The sequence below is a fragment of the Leptospira selangorensis genome, assembly GCF_004769405.1.
GTDB lineage: Bacteria > Spirochaetota > Leptospiria > Leptospirales > Leptospiraceae > Leptospira_B > Leptospira_B selangorensis.
Genome location: NZ_RQES01000005.1, coordinates 153532 through 171322 on the forward strand (window position 1 = coordinate 153532; position 17791 = coordinate 171322).

General features: G+C 39.4%; 17 protein-coding genes. 10 read left to right on the forward strand and 7 right to left on the reverse strand.

Annotated elements, in window-relative coordinates; genetic code table 11:
* Window positions 1-105: 105 nt before the first annotated feature.
* On the forward strand, window positions 106-810 hold the full coding sequence (locus tag EHO58_RS02290; RefSeq protein WP_167483171.1) for a urate hydroxylase PuuD: 705 nt from the start codon (window positions 106-108) through the stop codon (window positions 808-810).
* A 10-nt stretch (window positions 811-820) separates the two neighbouring features.
* Window positions 821-1195 (forward strand): c-type cytochrome, encoded by a 375-nt coding sequence (locus EHO58_RS02295; protein ID WP_135627916.1) that lies wholly within the window; start codon window positions 821-823, stop codon window positions 1193-1195.
* Between the two features lie 40 nt (window positions 1196-1235).
* Here the strand turns inward: EHO58_RS02295 and EHO58_RS02300 are convergent, their stop codons facing one another.
* Genes EHO58_RS02300 through EHO58_RS02310 form a run of 3 tightly spaced genes read right to left on the reverse strand, consistent with a single transcriptional unit; the run spans window position 1236 to window position 5016 of the window.
* Window positions 1236-2081, reverse strand: coding sequence for an inositol monophosphatase family protein (locus tag EHO58_RS02300; RefSeq protein ID WP_086447587.1), 846 nt, complete (start codon window positions 2079-2081; stop codon window positions 1236-1238).
* Between the two features lie 17 nt (window positions 2082-2098).
* Window positions 2099-3040 carry an LIC_10030 family protein gene (locus EHO58_RS02305; RefSeq protein ID WP_135678364.1) on the reverse strand — a complete coding sequence of 314 codons (942 nt, stop codon included), beginning with the start codon at window positions 3038-3040 and terminating at the stop codon, window positions 2099-2101.
* Window positions 3037-5016 carry a beta-galactosidase gene (locus EHO58_RS02310; protein WP_135678366.1) on the reverse strand — a complete coding sequence of 660 codons (1980 nt, stop codon included), beginning with the start codon at window positions 5014-5016 and terminating at the stop codon, window positions 3037-3039. Before EHO58_RS02310 ends, EHO58_RS02305 begins: the two co-directional genes overlap by 4 nt.
* A 172-nt stretch (window positions 5017-5188) precedes the next feature.
* Here EHO58_RS02310 and EHO58_RS02315 point away from each other — a divergent pair, with 172 nt between their 5' ends.
* The 7 genes from EHO58_RS02315 to EHO58_RS02345 all read left to right on the forward strand — a co-directional run bounded on the left by EHO58_RS02315 (window position 5189) and on the right by EHO58_RS02345 (window position 13738).
* A complete protein-coding gene (locus EHO58_RS02315; RefSeq protein ID WP_135678368.1) occupies window positions 5189-6046 on the forward strand; it encodes an Hsp33 family molecular chaperone HslO in 858 nt (285 codons plus the stop codon).
* 8 nt (window positions 6047-6054) lie between these two features.
* Complete coding sequence (gene tsaE / locus EHO58_RS02320; RefSeq protein ID WP_135678370.1) at window positions 6055-6615, forward strand: tRNA (adenosine(37)-N6)-threonylcarbamoyltransferase complex ATPase subunit type 1 TsaE; 561 nt, start codon at window positions 6055-6057, stop codon at window positions 6613-6615.
* Entirely contained in the window at window positions 6612-7301 is a 690-nt protein-coding gene (gene tsaB / locus EHO58_RS02325) for a tRNA (adenosine(37)-N6)-threonylcarbamoyltransferase complex dimerization subunit type 1 TsaB (RefSeq protein WP_135678372.1), read from the forward strand. Before tsaE ends, tsaB begins: the two co-directional genes overlap by 4 nt.
* A complete protein-coding gene (locus EHO58_RS02330; RefSeq protein ID WP_135678374.1) occupies window positions 7298-9919 on the forward strand; it encodes a ribonuclease R family protein in 2622 nt (873 codons plus the stop codon). Before tsaB ends, EHO58_RS02330 begins: the two co-directional genes overlap by 4 nt.
* Before the next feature lie 73 nt (window positions 9920-9992).
* Window positions 9993-10496, forward strand: a complete 504-nt coding sequence (locus tag EHO58_RS02335) for a hypothetical protein (RefSeq protein ID WP_135627908.1) — start codon at window positions 9993-9995, stop codon at window positions 10494-10496.
* Window positions 10497-10501: 5 nt separating this feature from the next.
* Entirely contained in the window at window positions 10502-12115 is a 1614-nt protein-coding gene (locus tag EHO58_RS02340; protein ID WP_135678376.1) for a GMC family oxidoreductase, read from the forward strand.
* A gap of 111 nt (window positions 12116-12226) precedes the next feature.
* The gene (locus EHO58_RS02345) at window positions 12227-13738 is read left to right on the forward strand and encodes a tetratricopeptide repeat protein (protein WP_135678378.1); all 1512 of its coding nucleotides are present in this window, start codon (window positions 12227-12229) and stop codon (window positions 13736-13738) included.
* Window positions 13739-13742: 4 nt separating this feature from the next.
* On the opposite strand, the gene EHO58_RS02350 is transcribed toward EHO58_RS02345, so the two are convergent.
* Genes EHO58_RS02350 through EHO58_RS02365 form a run of 4 tightly spaced genes read right to left on the reverse strand, consistent with a single transcriptional unit; the run spans window position 13743 to window position 16433 of the window.
* Complete coding sequence (locus EHO58_RS02350) at window positions 13743-14468, reverse strand: type I 3-dehydroquinate dehydratase (RefSeq protein WP_135678380.1); 726 nt, start codon at window positions 14466-14468, stop codon at window positions 13743-13745.
* A gap of 6 nt (window positions 14469-14474) precedes the next feature.
* Entirely contained in the window at window positions 14475-15443 is a 969-nt protein-coding gene (locus tag EHO58_RS02355; RefSeq protein ID WP_135627904.1) for a KpsF/GutQ family sugar-phosphate isomerase, read from the reverse strand.
* A 2-nt stretch (window positions 15444-15445) separates the two neighbouring features.
* Window positions 15446-15967 carry a UpxY family transcription antiterminator gene (locus EHO58_RS02360; RefSeq protein WP_208728674.1) on the reverse strand — a complete coding sequence of 174 codons (522 nt, stop codon included), beginning with the start codon at window positions 15965-15967 and terminating at the stop codon, window positions 15446-15448.
* Window positions 15960-16433, reverse strand: coding sequence for an LIC_10042 family TonB-like protein (locus tag EHO58_RS02365; RefSeq protein ID WP_135678384.1), 474 nt, complete (start codon window positions 16431-16433; stop codon window positions 15960-15962). The genes EHO58_RS02360 and EHO58_RS02365 overlap by 8 nt, the downstream gene beginning before the upstream one ends.
* A gap of 65 nt (window positions 16434-16498) precedes the next feature.
* On the opposite strand from EHO58_RS02365, the gene EHO58_RS02370 reads away from it, so the two are divergent.
* The gene (locus EHO58_RS02370; protein WP_244241041.1) at window positions 16499-17719 is read left to right on the forward strand and encodes a DUF445 domain-containing protein; all 1221 of its coding nucleotides are present in this window, start codon (window positions 16499-16501) and stop codon (window positions 17717-17719) included.
* Window positions 17720-17791 lie beyond the last annotated feature (72 nt).

The window sequence follows — 17791 nt, forward strand, 5'->3', positions numbered from 1 at the left end:
TTAGAAACTTTCCAAAACTGCTTGACTGGACCTCTTTCACAAATAATCCTAATCGGATTCGGTTAACGACCGAATAATATTTTTAGAACTGTGTTCGGAGGAATCATGGAATTAACCCTGTTTACCACCACGAACGGGCTTTATTACTTAGTTAAGTACATTCACTTTTTATCTGGGGTAACCTGGATCGGAATGTTGTACTATTTCAACTTTGTACAAGGTCCTTTCTTCAACGAAACCGATGCGGATACAAAGAAGAACGCAACTCAGAAATTAGTTCCACGCGCATTATGGTGGTTCCGTTGGGGCGCAATGTTTACCTTCTTATCCGGTCTTGCGATGATCGCTATCGCACTCGGAGCGCAAGGTATTCCGCATAATTCCCAATGGGTCGTAGTAATTCTAGTAGGTGCACTTTTCGGAACGGTAATGTGGGCGAACGTTTGGTTCGTTATCTGGCCGAATCAAAAAGTTGTTATCGCAAAAGCTAAAGGAGAGACTACTGTAGATCCTGCTCCTAACGCTAACCGCGCTTTTGTAGCTTCTAGAACTAACACCTTCTTCTCTATTCCAATGCTATTTGCAATGGGAGCGGCTCGTAACCTTCCTATTAACTATAGCCCGGAGAAGTTGAGAATTTTCCTTGGAATTATCGTACTTTTGATTGTGATCTTCGAAGTGAATGCTTTAAGAGCAGACCAAAACGGTCCTACTGTTAAACCGATCAAAACCGTAAAAGCGGTAATTACTAGCGGAGTGATCTTTGCTTTGGTTACTTATGTTCTGATGGAAGTTCTTTTAACTGCTTAAGGAATATTGAATGAATCCATTCCAAATCAATCGGAGTGGAAGCGAGAAGGGCGGTAATCACCGCCTTTCTTTTTTTAGCTTTCTACTCTTAGTATTTTTCGCGGCAGTATTCTCTTTATGTAAAGAATCCAAACCGCTTTCTCCGGAAGCAGAAGCCGGTAGAGGATTATACATGGCAAACTGTCTAGCTTGTCATAATGCCAATCCTAAACTGGACGGAGCTGTCGGGCCTTCGGTGGGAAATTCTTCTTATGAATTATTGGAAGCAAGAATGAGAGGAGAATATCCTCCAGGATATGTTCCAAAACGCCAAAGTACAGCAATGACCCGTTTTAATTTTACGGAAGCTCAGATAAAATCTTTAGAAGAGTTTTTGAAACAGTAAGATCTTTGTTAGCTGCGGCGGTAAGTCGCAGCGATTCAAATTAATTTCTTCCGATAGAGAGCCGAACATTTCGAAGAATGTCGATGATCTGCTTATGGATCCTTCCATTAGAAGCTACTACTTCTGCCTGTCCTGATAAGAAGTGTTTTCCTTGAAAGTCAGTAAGTTTCCCGCCTGCTTCCGTTAAGATCACAGAGCTTGCTACAGTATCCCAGAGTTTTACACCCTTCTCCCAGATCCCGTCGAGAACACCTTCTGCCACCCAACATGTATCTAAAACAAAAGAACCGGTCCTTCTCATGGATCTACCGCAGCTGATGAACGCAGTGATATCGGAGATGACCTCGTTTAAAATTTCCTTTCTGTTTGTAGGAAAACTGGATACCAAAAGAGATCTTGCAAGTGCATCCGTATTAGAGACATCGATCCTGAGTCCATTCTTGAAAGCACCTTGGCTTAAAATTGCAGAGTAACGCGTATCCAACTCAGGTGCAAATACAACTCCAGCAACAGGAGTTTCTCTATGCTCCAAACCTACTGATACACAATAAAGAGGAATACCTCTTACAAAGTTCATGGATCCATCGATAGGGTCCAAAACCCAACGGAATGAATTACTTCCTTCGTGTTTGAAATAATCTTCCGAAATGATTGAGTCGTTTGGAAAGTTTTGTCGGATAAAATCGATCAGGAATTTTCCCATCAATTCGTCCGCTTTATGAATGCGGTCTTTTTCTTCGGAGTCACTTACTATCCCGAAGACTCGGATCTCCTTTTGGAGTTTACGAGCGGATTCCAGTATAAGCCCGGATACGGATTGGACTGATTTCACTCTCTTTTTCACTTCTTCAAGAGGGAAATCTATGGGAGGTGCTAAGGATTCCATGTTCGGGCTTATGTCCTTTATACCCGTAAAATTTTCCAAGCCATGTTTCCCGATGGGGAAATGATCCTCTCCGACTTATGAGATCGGAGCCAAGCGAAGAATGAATTTCGGGCAGATTCTTCTAAGGTCATGCTGCCTGGTCTTAACAAAAGATCAACTACTTGGTGAAACGAATTGAAATCCTTTGCGATCCTATCTAGGGAGGGGTCCAGAAACCTGGCCGTCAATGTAAGATATTCTACCGCTAAAGGAGCGAAAATTTTTCCAAGGGACCAATCTGCAGGAGTAATCCCTAAAGACTCATGGATAAAGCTTACCTGCTTTGAATAATCCACCTCGTCAAAGATTTCGGAATATGTATGCCTAACTCCTTCGAACGTGTCTCTGGAGATCTGAACCATGAAGTCGGACTCTTCGTACTTTTTTGCTGTGAAGTCTATTACTGCATCTTCTAAGACTGTTAGAGAATCCAACGGGATCACTCGAGAGGAAAAATAAGCTCTATTAGTGTAAACGGACATAGTTTTTCCCTGAGAAGCTTGCGCATAAATATCTTCCTTGGGAGCTCCACCAAGATGCATCACATGAAAACTAGTAACGATTGCAAATGGAGGAAGTTTCTCTCTCCATATTTCCGGAGAATTTTCTCTGAACATTTCTCCTTCCGTATAGAATGGTTTGATCAGAAACAAACGATCAATATCTCTTTTAGGTCTGGGTTCAGGAAGAACAAGGGAATCCGAAACTAACTCGGGAGCTAGTTGAATCAGTGATTTTAGAAAACTTTCTGCTGCGCTAAACTCTATTTCGAAAACGGAAGTAGAAGGTAGAATAAACTTTTCTTCGAATTCAACAAATGAAGTATGAAGGTTATCCACGTATACGGAATGTTCCTTGTTTCTTCCATTCGAATGATTCTGCAAGAGCTTGTTTAATTCTTTAACTTCATTCAGCTTCATTTTTTCGTTTTAGTCAGAATCCTCACCTCATACGGTTTGAGTAGCTTGAAACCGGCAAGAGTCTTCTTACCGGAATGATTGATAAAAATTTCGTAGTCTTTGGACTTTCCCTTTCTAAAACTGCGCTCCACTGTTGGGCCGTAAAAAGTAAATGGGATACCTGCCATTCTTAGGGTTCTTCTATACAATAGCATAAACGAGATCGGACTCAGACTCGCTCCAACGTATACGACAGATCCTTTTCCGAATCGATTACAAGTTATGACAGGTTTTCCTTTATAAAATTTCTTATTATCAGAATATCTTGCCCAAACCTTGGCTGTCGTAGGTTCCAGGATCTCACAAATTTTGGAACAAGTTCCCGGTAAGACCCTGAATCGGAACTTAACGTTTCGATTTCCGACTGCTTCGAACTTTCTTACTTTGACTCCAGCCATTTCGGAGAATGGACCAGGCACCTGAGAATCCAACATCCAAGAGTTTTTGTCCTTCAACCCTGCTCTGTATCCTAAAACTAAAACACCTCCCTCTCTAACGAATTGCTCTATTTTTTTAACAATAGAATCATCCACCATTGCATAAAGGGGAAGAACCAATACTTTATATTTGGAGAAGTCAGCCTTTGAGATAGGTAGGAAATGAGTGTTTACGTTCAGAATATTCAAACCTGCAAACCAAGTGGCCATCTCGATATCGTAGCCAACTTGTGCGAATGGCACAGGACTATGTTTTAAACCGGAAGAGATCGGTTGGTGTTTGAAATTCCTTGCATTCTCTATATCATGAAGGACGGCCACTTCTGCAGGAAAATGTTCCGAAGCAAAATCTTTAACTTCCGGTAAGATCTCAGAAATTCCTTTTTGTAATTCTAAGTATCTATCTGTTAGAGATTTGTCGTGATCCAAAATTCCATAGCAGAGTTGTTCTTGGCCGAATCTTGCGGTTCTATATCTGAAAAATACGATTTGTTCTGCACCTTGGACGATCGCTTGTTTCATCCAAAGTTGAATCTGACCAGGCGCAGGAAGATAACCTAAAGTATCATGTCCTTGGAATCCTGAAATTTGTTCCATCACAGTAAAAGGAAGATCTTTTAAACCTCGATTGTACTGATGCATCGCAGAGATAAATGGATGAGGAAAAGGTTCTTCTTGGTCTCCCCAGGTAGGATAATTATCCCAAGAAACGTAATCCAAATGGGTGAATAATTCGCTCATATCGATCACAGGAAGAAAAGGACTCGGATATAAATTCGTAGTAAGCTTTCTATTGGGAGAAAATTTTCTTACAATGTCAGACTGCAATTTTACAAAGTCCACAATAGTATCCGAATGGAATCTGTAAAAGTCTTGGATCATAGAAGGATTAAATCCAGCACTCACATGAGGACCTGGAAGAGGGATCTCATTCCAATCGTTGAAGATTACTCCCCAGAAAATATTTCCCCAGGTATCATTTAGGTTTTGGATCGTTTTGTATTTTGATTTCAACCAAAGTCGAAATGCCTTGAGAGAAGTTTCAGAATGATCGATATCCGATCCTTCATGGCCGATCTCATTATCAATCTGCCAACCGATTACAGCAGGATGATTTCCTAATGTTTGGGCCATCTTAGTCACAACCCGAATCACTGCTTTTCTATAATTTGGAGAAGAAAAACATGCCTGTCTTCTTGTTCCTATATTTCTTAAAACTCCATCTCTCACTTGGAGAACATCAGGATATTTTTTAGCAAGCCAAGGTGGGAATGTGGCTGTTGGAGTTCCTAAGATCACATCCATTTTATGTTTATGAAAGAGATCCAACATCTTCTTCCAAAAAGAAAAATCGAATTTACCTTCTTTAGGTTCGACTAAGGCCCAAGAAAACTCTGCGAGACGGACTCTGGTCAGTCCCATGTTCTTCATGATCCGAATATCTTCCTCCCAATCTTTGGGAGTCCATTGTTCAGGATAATAATCAGCTCCGAAAATCATTCGGTCCTCGCATGTTAAAAAGGTAGAGACGATGATTCTCTTGAGGGAAGATCTTTCCAGAAAGAAAACCGGTAAATCGTATCGAAATTCGGAAAAAATACTGTCTTTTCGATACGATTCAGGGAGAATAGATTAGAACTTCGTCCTACAAGGTCGGGAATCCAAACATTACATGGAAAATCACGATATATACCATTATGGGATTCTTCCCGACGTTCATTTTCGTTTTTCCTCCGCCGAAATTTCCTACGCAGTAACCGCAGCATCTAACTTACACGGTTTTGACGATGCAGGTACGGAGCTTCTGGCAAGGACAATGCTTGCAGCATTCTTCTTAGCGGATCTAGTAAAAGAAGATACGAAGGTAAGCGTTCAAATCCGATTTTATGATGATACTGAGATACACTCGGTTTTAGCTTATAGCACTCGTGATGGAAAATTAAAGGCAACTCTAAGATATCGCCCGGAAGAAGATATAGAGTCCGGACAGATCTCCGAGGAAAATTTAGGAATTTTAAAAGTATTCCGTTGGAAGGACGGAGAATGTATTTATCAATCCATAGTTCCTTTTAGAAATCAAAGTTTCGAAACAAATATTGAAAACTATTTGAGAGACTCGGAGCAGGTTCCTTCCTTCTTAGTAGCTTATATTAAATTAGAAGGTCTACATTGGAGGATCAAAGGATTATTCTTACAAGCATTACCGGAAGCAAAACCGGAACATATAGATGCAGTTAGAGAATTAGCCGGAAAACTAGAAGAGGAAAAGTCCAAAGTTTACGAAGGGACTGTTTCACAAGCATTAGAAATTTTGCAATCTTCTTGGAATACGAAATTCGAGATCTTGGCAACCGGAAGGCCTGAATACAGATGTGATTGTTCCGAAGAGAAGATCAAAGAGTTGATCCTAAATTTAGGAAAAGAAGAAGCGATGGATATCGCAGAAGAACAAGGACAGATCGAAGTTACCTGTGAATTCTGTAATTCCATCTATAGATTTCCCAAAGCAGAGGTCTTAGAGTTATTTTAAGAAATAGAATGTTAGGACGGTTTGAAAATCTTACCTTAGATTCTATAGAAATCCCTGTATCAAAACTCGCAGGGATTCTTGCAAAAGTCTGGAAAGAAGGAAAATTTCCCCTACTTCTTCTATCCGGAAAAATGGGTTCAGGCAAAACCACATTCGTTTCTAAACTTGTAAAAGCTCTATTGGATGAATTAAAACCTGGCTTGGATAAATCTAAACTATTTGTAAATTCTCCTACTTACACTTTGATGAATGAGTATCCATTTTCCGAGATCCAAAACCAACTGGGAGATCCATTAGAGATCTTTCATTTTGACCTGTATCGGATCGGTTCCTCCGAAGAAATTCCTGATCTGGGATTTGAAGAATATTGGAACGGCAAAGGAATTTCTTTGATAGAATGGTGGGAAAAAGCGGAGCCTGAATTTAAAGACAGAAAATTCAGCATCAAGATCGATCTGGAAGAAGCGGACGAAGATACTCGAAATTTGCAGGTTGAGTTTTCTGGAGAAGAATGGAGAAGATCCGATCTACAAATCGAATCCTTCCTGAAGTCGGAGAAAATCTTATGACAAAAATATTATTCTTCGATGCGACTAACTCTTGGATCTTAGTCGGATGTTTTCTTAAAACGGAAGATGGCAAATTAGAAAAACTTTCCGAGTATAAAGAATTACATAATAGGGAATCTTCTCTATTGCTCATAAAAGAAATTTCAAGTTGTTTGAAGGTTTCTAATTGGGAAAAACCTGATATAATAGTTACTGCTACCGGCCCCGGATCTTTTACCGGAATTCGGATCTCAGTGGCAACTGCTCGTAATTTTTCACAGATCTGGAATATTCCGGTTTTGGGAATTGATAGTTTAGAATTGTACTCCTGCCAATATTATGCGGAATCAGAATCACCCGTTTGTGTAGGAATAGAAGCGAAACAAGGAAAAATTTATTTCGGTCTAAGGGACTCCAGAGGTTATTGGGGCACCATAGACATTGCTCCGGATATGATTCCGGAAACCATTCCGGAAGATAGGATAGGCTCTTATCTTACAGGAATTAAATTCAGTGATTCTCCCGAATTTTTTGCGGGAACAAATATGAAAGAAAATCTTCCTTCGCCGGAAGCAAGTATATTGGAAAAGTCCGGCGAGATCAAAAAGGCATTAGCCAAACCGGAAGATCATTCGTATTTACAATTAGTTCCGAATTATCTGAGAGGAACTTACGCTGATGATAAGCCTAAGGTATATTATACATGACACAAAAAAAGAAAATGGTTAAACAAATACAAACAAAGAAAAAAACGAAAATCAACCAGAGTAGTGAGAAAAACAAAGAAACTAAAAAATCCAGATCCAAAGAATCGGATGAAAATGATCTAAGAAAAAGTATTAGAGAAGCAAAGGAGAAGGTTTCTAAAAAGAAAAAAGATCATAAGTCTTCTCGCTCCAAAAAGCTGGAGATATTCCCGGTCGAACAAAAAGTTTCGGCTCCTTCTTCTAAAAAAGAAAGAAAAGATAAAAACAGATCTTTTAAACAAGAATCCGTAAAAGAATTTCGAGACGAAGTTTCTCCACCAAAAGAAGAAACAAATTACAAGAAATCTTCTTACGAAAATCAAAATAAGAATCAGGCATATACTCCTAAACCTTCACATCACAAAAATGATTCACATGTTCCCGGATCGAAATCAAAGTTTTACGATAGAAAGTTCGGAAGTCATGATTGGGAAAGAGAGAATGAACCTGGCAGAAAACTTCTAAAATTTTTCCGTTCTAAAGCGGGAAAGGTTCTCTCTATGCAAGAGATTTACTCTAAGTTCATCGCTCACGCAGGACAGAAAAAAGGTTTTAGAAGAGAAAAATGGGAAGCCCAAGAACAAAAACGTTCTGCGGAAGAGGTTTTGATCTTCTTCGAAAAAGAAGGTCTGATAGAGATCCAAAAAAAGAATATCATAGTTCGTCCAAACCAAACCTTGAGTGGAACCATCTCCCTAAGTAAAAAAGGAGACGGCTTTGTAAAGTTGACTACAGGAACAGAAGTCTTTGTCCCAGGCCAGTATACTTCTTCCGCCATCCAAGGTGACCTTGTGGAAATTCTTCCTACAGGTATCGGCCGCAAAGGAAAGTTAGAGGGAGAAGTTGTCTCAGTTCTTCGGAGAGGCCGTGAACTTTACAGGATGAAGGTCACCGAGAAAGATTATAAATTTATAGTCGGAACCTTCTTGGATATGGAAGGAGATTTGAAAGAAGGTTTCCTTCCCCGCAAAACATTACTCCAAGATCTACAAGATGAGATCAATATAGGCGATGTATTGATCGTTACTTTAAAGCAGGATTCTGATCACGAAAAAAATCTATACGAAGCTCACTTTGTTCGTTTTGAGTCGGATACAAAAGAAGACACGGATCTGATGAGAATGTTAATGAAGTACAATTATACTATTCTTTATCCTGAAGAAGTAAAATTGGAAGAGCTTCCCGACGAAGTGGATGAAACCACAGTCGACAATTGGAATTCCAGAGTGGATTTGAGAGAACTTAAATCCATTACGATAGATGGAGAATATTCCAAGGACTTTGACGATGCTATTTCCTTCATAGATGAAGGTAAGAAGATCCGGTTTTACGTTCATATTGCAGACGTTTCCCATTATGTTCAACCAGGTTCTGATCTAGATGTAGAAGCATATGCTAGAGCAACTTCCGTCTACTTGGGAAGTAGAGTTGTCCCGATGCTTCCTCCTGAACTTTCCGAAAATCTGTGTAGTCTCGTAGCGAAGAAAAACCGACTGGCATTTACAGTAGAGATGGAGGCGGATTGGAGCGGAACAATCTTCCATGCTAAGTTTTACAAATCCATCATTAAAGTAGAAGAAAGATACACTTATAATCGAGCAGAAGAAGAGATCAAAGCCGGAGATCCGAATAATTGGATTTTCCAAATGATGAAATTTGCGGACATTCTCAGAAAAAGAAGACTCAATTCCGGAAGAGTGGATCTGAATCTAAAAGAGACAAAGGTAGTCACTGACTCAGAACATAATGTAGTTGAGATCAAACCTGTGGACAGGCTCCAGGCTCATATATTGATCGAAGAATTTATGCTCTCTGCAAACATTAAAGTGGCAGAGTTCATTCGCAAAAAAGAAAGACCTACTCTATATCGTGTCCATGAACCGATGGATGTAGAAAAACTAGAAATGTTGAATTCGTTCTTAAGCTTGAATGGGGTTAATGCCCAACTACAAGACACAAAGTACGAATCCATTCGACATGTTCTACAAGTGATCGAAGGAAGCCCTTCAGAGCGTTTGTTTAATATTTCTCTTTTGAGAAGTTTTATGCAGGCTTATTATTCAGGAGAATATCTGGGGCATTGGGGATTAGGTTTCAAAGACTATTGTCATTTCACTTCTCCTATACGTCGTTATCCAGATTTGGTTTGTCATAGGGTTTTAGAAAGTATCCTTGTCTCCGACGAAGAACCTTATTCTGAAGAAGATATCAAAGTTATGGGCCTTCATACTTCTCATGAAGAAAGAAAGGCAACTGATTCTGAAAGGGATTATTATAAACTCAAGGCTTGTAGGTTCTTGGAAAAAACAGGAATCAAAGAATTTACTGCGACTCTTGTAGGATTCAAAGCGGCAGTTGCATTTGTGGAATTGAATAATCCTCCGGTGGAAGCAATCATCCCTGCGATAGAATTCACTGACGAAGGTGAGTTACAAGCAGAGACAGATTTCACATTCTATTCTAAAAAATATACCAAACAATATTCATTAGGTGAAACCTTCCCTGTTGAATTGGATAGAATTGATTTTGAAGAAATCAAAATTTACGTGAAGATGAAAAAATTCCAAAAGAAAGGATAGACAAAGTCGAACATATTCCAGAACATTCGTTACGGCAAACTTTGTTTTTTCGAACAAAGTTTAGGAGTTAGAATTGGAATCGTTTCTGGATGAGAAAGTTTCTCGTAGTCGCTTTCTAAAGTTTTTGTTCAAAACGGCGGCCATATCGGCCATCCTAGTTCCTCAAGCTTCCTGCAAACCTGGATCTATTCCTAAGCTGCATGGATTGAGTGATTCTGAATATCTCGCTTTCAAATCTTTGGAAGAAGTTTTCCTAGTAGGAAATCCAATCCAGGGATTCGATTTAGGAGTGGCTGCGGATAAGTATATCTATGGTCATCCTTATCCGATCGATACGGAATCCGTTTTGAAATTATTGGCATTCTTGCCTGGCTCTTCTCTCGTTTCTCTTGCTTTGGATTTTTCTTTCACCTCGATGGTCGGGCTTTCCAAAGAAGATAGAGAGAAACGACTTCTTTCCTGGAAAAACTCTTCCTTATCTTTGAAAAGAGGCGCTTATAATATCATGCGCCAGTTGTCCTTCTTCTTAGTTTCTATGGAAAAAGATTATAACGTACTAGTGGGATATAAAGGTTAAGAACTATGGGAGCGATTCCTGAGGCAAATTATAAGATTATCACTCCGGAAAAACATGAGGCTTTGATCAAAGAGAACGGGATCAAAGACGGAGTTTGGAAATTACAAGCAGAAGCGGTCATCATAGGTTCCGGCGCAGGAGGAGCGGTGGTTGCTGCTACTCTTGCAAAAGCAGGATGGAAAGTAGTACTGATCGAAGAAGGCGGATATTTCACTCCTGCAAAATTCACGGGAGATGAATTTCTTTCCCAAGCAAGATTATATAGAGATGCCGGATTTATCATTGCGGAAGAACAAACTCTTTCTATCTTACAAGGAAGAACTGTGGGAGGTTCAACCACTGTAAACTGGCAAACATCGCTTTATCCTCCCGATTACGTGACCAACGAATGGGACTCCCGCTTCGGTTGGAAAGGTTACGGAAGACAGGAAATGGATGCTTATATTGCAGAAGTCCACGAAAGAATCGGTGTCCACGAAGTTCCTCAAAACTTGATCAATGCCAATAATAGCACCTTGATGAAAGGTGGAAAGGCATTAGGTCTGCATCCTGAAGTATTAAAAAACAATAATAGAGGATGTATCGGTCTCGGCCGTTGTGGTTTAGGCTGCCCTATTAATGCAAAACAATCTGCATTCCTGACTTGGATCCCTGATGCTATCGAAGCTGGTGCAACCGTAATCTCAAATATGAGAGCACAATACATCCAAGACGGAGATATCAAAACTGTAGTTGCAGAATTCACTCCTGATCCTTATGAAAAGGCTCCAAACAATGTTTTGGAAAAAGTAGTAATCGAAGCGCCTGTAGTAATCGTGAGTGCAGGTGCAATTGAAGGTCCTGCATTATTGCAAAGATCCGGGCTCGGAAACGATTGGGTGGGAAGAAATTTGAAAGTCCACCCTACTAGCACAAACTTTGCAATCTTTGATGAGACGATCAATATGTTCTCAGGGCCTCCTCAATCCGCAGTTATCAAAGACGGTCATAACCAAGATAATACAGGTTACGGATATTGGTTAGAAGTTGCACCTTTCCGTCCTACCTTAGCAAGTTCATTGATTCCTTTCTACGGGCAGAGACAATTCGATGCCATGAAAAAGTATCCAAACATGAGCGCGGGTATCGTGTTAGTTCGGGATGGAGCCGATGGAGAAGCGAACGCTTCCGTGAAATGGTCTTTGGGAAGAAGAAAAGTTTATTTCGAGATCACTCCTACCGACGGTAAAAATTTACTCAAAGGTTTGAAAGCTCTCGCAGAAGTGCAAGTTGCAGCAGGTGCAAAGGCGATCATATTCCCATTCCCTGATGTCCTCGATCCGATTCCTGTGGATAAAAATTCTAAGTTTGATTGGATCCTGGATAAAAGTATCGAACCAGGAAAGATTGCGATCGGTTCTGCTCACCCTCATGGTTCTATCCAAGCAGCCAAGTCGCCCGACCTAGGTGCGGTAGATTTGGATTTCCAACTCTTCGGTCATAAGAATATTTTCGTAATGGATGCTTCTGTATATCCTACGGGATTATCCGTAAATCCTCAAATTACGACAATGAGTGTGAATCTCAGAGCTGCAAGAGCCTTGGCTCAAAGAAAGTCAGAGGTTTTAGGAAATAAATAATTCCTTTGGGAAGGCGAGAATTCCACTTTATTCGTGGCGTTCTCTTCCAAAATTGGATAAATGCCTTCCTTCTTTTGTAGTATTCGGAGGGAAAATATCGGTCTTACTAGTATGTCTAGGCCGTTCTTTTCTCTACTGATTTGCTTTAGTATATTCTTCTTTTCCAATTCTGTCTTCGCAGATATGAAAGAAGGAAAAAAAGCTTATTCCAGAAAAGACTACACAGAGGCTCTAAAACAATTCCAAAAATATAACGATGGAAATCCTTCTTCAGGCGAGGCCTGGATGTACATGGGTTATATTTATGAGAGCAAAAAGGATTATACTAAATCCATCCAAGCTTTCAAAAGAGCGGTCAGTTTAAATCTTCCTAAAAAGGATCTGGTCAACTCTCTTACAAAAATTATCCTATATCATAATTATCAGAGAGATTACGGAGAAGTGATCTCTTATTCCAATCGATTATTAAAGATCGATCCGGACCTTTCTCATATCCAAAAGATCAGGGCTGCCGCAGAAGAGAGATATTCTTCCGGTGGACCTCGCAAACCTGTTTATCATGAAGAAGAACCGGAACAGGAAAGTGTTTCCAGTCTCGAAAAAAAGTTAAAACAAGATCCTAATAATAAAGAGATCCTTTGGAGACTTGCATTAGCTTATTATAATGAAAAGGAATTTGCTAAGTCCGAATCCATTCTTTCAGGATTAGTGAAGAATGAACCGGAAAATGTGGAGTATGGTTATAAGTACGGAGCATTGCTCGTGCGAGTTGGAAATTACGACGACGCAATTGTAGTTCTGAATCGTATAGAACCTAAGATCCCATCTGAAAGAGAAAAGTTACTCTATTATACTCATCTGACCCAAGCGGCTGCTTACCATAAAAAGAAAAATTTTGAAGAAGCATCCAAGTATTATAGAAAGGCTCACGCAAATAAACATACAGTTCTTCCTTTGATCGGTCTGACCAAAATTAAATGGCAGCAAAAGGATTGTGATAACGCGATCAAAACTGCCGAAAAAGCTCTCGAATATGGGGAAAAAACCAGAGAGATCCGAATGTATATCGGGCTTTGCAAGATACAGATCGGTAAAAATGAAGAAGGTTATGATCTTCTGAAAGAGATAGGGGCTGCCATCGAAAAAGAAAATCCGGAGTTAAAAGAACTTCCGGATGTGTATTACGACGGTATCTTAAAACTCGCCAGATATTATACAAATAACGGAAATTACGAAAAAGCTCTTAAATATTTCCATGCAGTCCAACCTGACGAAGAAGAGATCAGAGAATATAATTTTTATTTAGGTAAAACTTATCTATATACCGGTTCCGTAGAAAAAGCTATAAGTCATTTAGAAAAGGTAGAGGATTCCGCAGGGGCTTATTATCTTTTAGCAAAATGTTACGCAGAGAAGAATGATCAAGAAAGGACAATGTCCTATATCAAAAAATCAGGAAGTGTAAAATCTTCTTATTGGGCTTCTGCTGAAAGGGACAAGGCATTTAAAAAGTTTAGATCCGACGAGAATTTCAAAACATTCTTGGAAACTCGTGCCGGAACCAAAGATCATAAAAAATCTCAAGATGATAGAGAAGACGACGATTCCCAAGATAGGGACTAGTCGTTTATTTTCTTTTAGAAAGTAGAGTTTCTAAATCCACTTGGCCGGGAGCTTTCGGCTCTCCCAAACAACAATAAGTAAATTGAGATCCTAACTTTTCCGGAAAGATCCTAAACTCTTTTCCGGATTCTCCCATCAAAATCCCGCAGAATCCGATCGGAATATTCTGTTTAGCACATAGTTTAGAAAGTTTAAGTGCAGAATCTTGGAAATCCTTAGATTCTTGATCATTCTTTGGAAGTGCAGCTATTTTGAAAATTCTCTGGAAAGGAAGTCCTGACTTAGCCGTTGCTAAAACTTCCTCTGTGACTGGTCTTAGGAAAAAGAGTAATTCTTCGTATTCAGGAATTCCGGAAAAACTATGAACTGATCGGATGATCCCGAATCGATCCTCGTCAATTCCATTAAAGACAGGATTATCTTTGTCCAATTCCAGATCTATATAATGTTTTCCTGATTCTAATCCGGAAAGTAAAGGTACTATATTCTCCATATTCCAAACGCCTAAACTTTTTAAGCTGGAATCTTCCGGTTGTCTATAGGTGAATACGCAAGACGCATTTAGGTCTTTTATTTTTTGTAAGATCTTTTCCGGAGCATCCTTTTCGGAACGAAATTGGTCCAAACGTATCTCTAAAAAATCGGCCTTAGGAAGAGTTTGTAATCCGAAAAACTCTTCTTCATTCAATGTTAGAATGATCCTTATTTTTTGAGAATCGTTTTGGCTCATCGGAAATCAGAGTCCTTTTTGTAAGAGATCGTGGATTGAAACGATCCCGAGCAAGGCCCCATCTTTCGAAACGATCGGAGCTACAGAAATAGGTTTTTCTCTTCTTTCCATGGACTGTAAAACATCGTAAGCCATGATCCCGCTTTCGAATACTGTAGGCTTAGGATTCATTAAATCTTTTGCTTTGATAGATTTATCCAATTTTCCATCATTTAATAATTTTCTAATATCGTAATCGGTCACGAATCCGATCAAGTTCCCGGCCCCATCCACGACTCCTGTTGCGCCTACGAGTTTTTTGGTGATTTCGGAAAGAACTTCTTCTAAACTTGCATCCGAACTAACTTTAGCAAGTTTGTCTCCCTTTCTCATTACATCGTCTACTTTTAGGGATAATCTTTTTCCGAGTCTTCCCGCAGGATGATATAATGCAAAATCCTCTTTTTGGAAATTTCTAAGTTCCATCAATGCCATTGCGATAGCATCTCCCAACATCAAAGCGATTGTCGTGCTGGAGGTGGGTGCGAGTTCTAAAGGACATGCTTCTTTTAATACGGGAGTTAAGATTACAATATCACAGTCTAAAGCCAATCTGGATTGAGGATTTGCAGTTAAACCTACCAATTTGGCTCCGATACTTTTTATGGTAGGAAGAAGGTTGAGTAATTCTTCACTTTCACCGCTCTTACCGATTGCGATGACCACATCTCCCTGAGCTAAAATTCCAGCATCACCGTGAGCAGCATCGGACGGATGAAGAAAATAGGAAGGAGTCCCTGTAGAAGATAAAGTAGATGCGATCTTTTTACCTACGTCTCCGGATTTTCCTACTCCAGTTACGATCACTTTTCCTTTAGATTGGAAGATGAGCTCGACTGCTTTTTCTACATTCGGATCTAGGTTTTCTCTAAAATGAAGGATTGCTTCGATCTCTGTATCCAAAGCTTTTTTAACTTTATCTAATGTATTTCCCACTTCTAATTCTCCTCGTCCGTTTCCAATAGTTCCGAATCCAATTCCAAGGATACCGTAGTATCCATTCCGGAAATAGAAACAAGAATAGAGGATTTACTTCCTTTTCGGATCACTCTGGCCCTTAAATTTTTGAATGGTCCGTTTTTGATCAGAACCTTTTTACCCGGAGCCAGTATTTTCTCCCTTTCGATCTTGATCCTATCCGGATACTCAGTTACGAGCTGGCGGATTGCATCAATATCTTCCTCATCGATTATGAGGGGAGTTTCTCCGACCGAAACAAATTTTACGACTCCTGCAGTTTCTAGGACTTTTAGCTTCTCTATTCTTATATCAATTTTTACGAATACATAAGAAGGAAAAACAGGGACCAGAACCGTTTTGATCCTATCAGACCATTGTTTTTTGGTCGAGATAATCGGCAAGTATTGGGTTATTCCCTTTTTGGAAAGTTCTAACGCTAACTTCTTCTCTGCCCTAGAATTTGTATAAACTGCATACCATGATTTAGAAGATTCACTCATCTGATTCAATGCGAAAGGATACTGGAATAATTATTATATTTCCTTCCGGCAGTTGAAATTTCCAGCTAGAAACTGATCTTCTAAACTGAGTTTCAAAAACCTTATATTTGCAAGGTTTGATCGTAGTAACTTTTCTGGCCGCTCCGTTAGGTCCGATCACCACTTCCCAAGAACAATCTGATTCCAATCTTTGCTCCAATGCTTCCGGCGGAAAATGGATCTCGTTTTTAAATCTTTCAATTTCTGCTTCCGGAGTTCCGGCAAGGCCGGAATTAGAAGAAGTATCCTGTCCTTCTCCCAAACTTTTGGGAAGTGAAAAGTGTAAACTTGGGATTTGTCCTTTGCTCAGGGTTAGTTTGATCTGCTCTGAAAAATTTTCAGGGCTTAGGCTTCGGATCAGATAATAAGATAAAAATAAGACAGCATGAACGGAAAGAGAGATGAAAAAAGAAACCCTGGATCCCATTGGATTAATACGTTTTTACAAGTATAATTCATATTGAATTTTTCTTGAATCGAATTTTTGGACCTATGAAACTCAGCCCGATGCACGGGTCAATGATAGAGATCATCTCGATTTTGCTAACCTGCTCTTTTGTAGGTTGGATCACAAACTATATAGCGGTACAAATGATCTTCTATCCTGTTAAGTTTAGAGGTTGGGGAATTTTTGGCTGGCAGGGAATTATTCCAAGACATTCTAAAAAAATGGCGGGACTCATTTCTGATGTAATGATGGAAAGATTGATCAGGCCTTATGATCTGTATAAAAAGATAGATCCTGTACAAATTTCAGATCTGATCCGAGACAGGATCGGAGAAAAATCCTCCTCCATAGTCAAAGATATATTTTTCGCAGACAACCCGGTAATTTGGAAGATGGTTCCGGAAGAAGCGAAACAAATTTTAGAAAAAGAGATCCGAGAGGACATTCCAAAAAAGATACAAGAGATTTATACGTCCTTCGGCAAAGATCTGGAAAGTATATTAGGGATTGGTGATTTAATTAAAGAATCTCTTTCGGGGGAAAATGCAAATGTTCTCTCTGAAATTTTCAGAAGATGTGGAGGTCCTGAGTTTAGATTTATCGTTCGTTCCGGAATCTATTTCGGTTTTCTGATCGGTTGTGTCCAAGTCTTGTTCATTGCATATTTGAACCAATGGTGGACCATGCCGTTGATGGGGATTTTTGTGGGTTACATCACCAATTGGCTTGCAATCCTTATGATCTTCTCTCCTCTACAGCCTAAAAACTTTATATTTTTCAAATACCAAGGTCTTTTCTTAAAAAGACAGATAGATGTTTCCAGAGAATTTGCATCTGTAGTTGCTTCTAAAATTTTAGATCCTGAAAGTTTGATAGGCGTGATCTTCAAAGGAAAAGGAGGAGATCTGATCATTACGGAACTTCTTTTAAAATCCAAAGAATTGATGGATGAGAAGTTAAAGAAAAAAATTCCTTATGCTTCTTTGATCTTAGGTTCTAAAAAGTTAGAAGAATTAAAGGAGAAGATCGCAAATTCTATTCTGGAATTAGTACCTGAAACCGCAGACAAGATGAAGGACTATATCGAAGAAAGATTAGAGATCGAAAAATTGGTCTTTGAAAATTTAAGTATACTACCTCCTGAAGAATTCGAACATCTTTTGCATTCGGTCTTCAAAGAAGATGAGGCTACGTTGATCAGTTTAGGTGCATTTCTTGGAGGTATTGCCGGATGTATCCAAGCATATCTCGTTTTTATAAAATAGGCGTATGGTCGGTTTTAAGATACATTCTTTTATAAAATAAACCGAAAGTATTATTCTTTATGTGAATTTTTT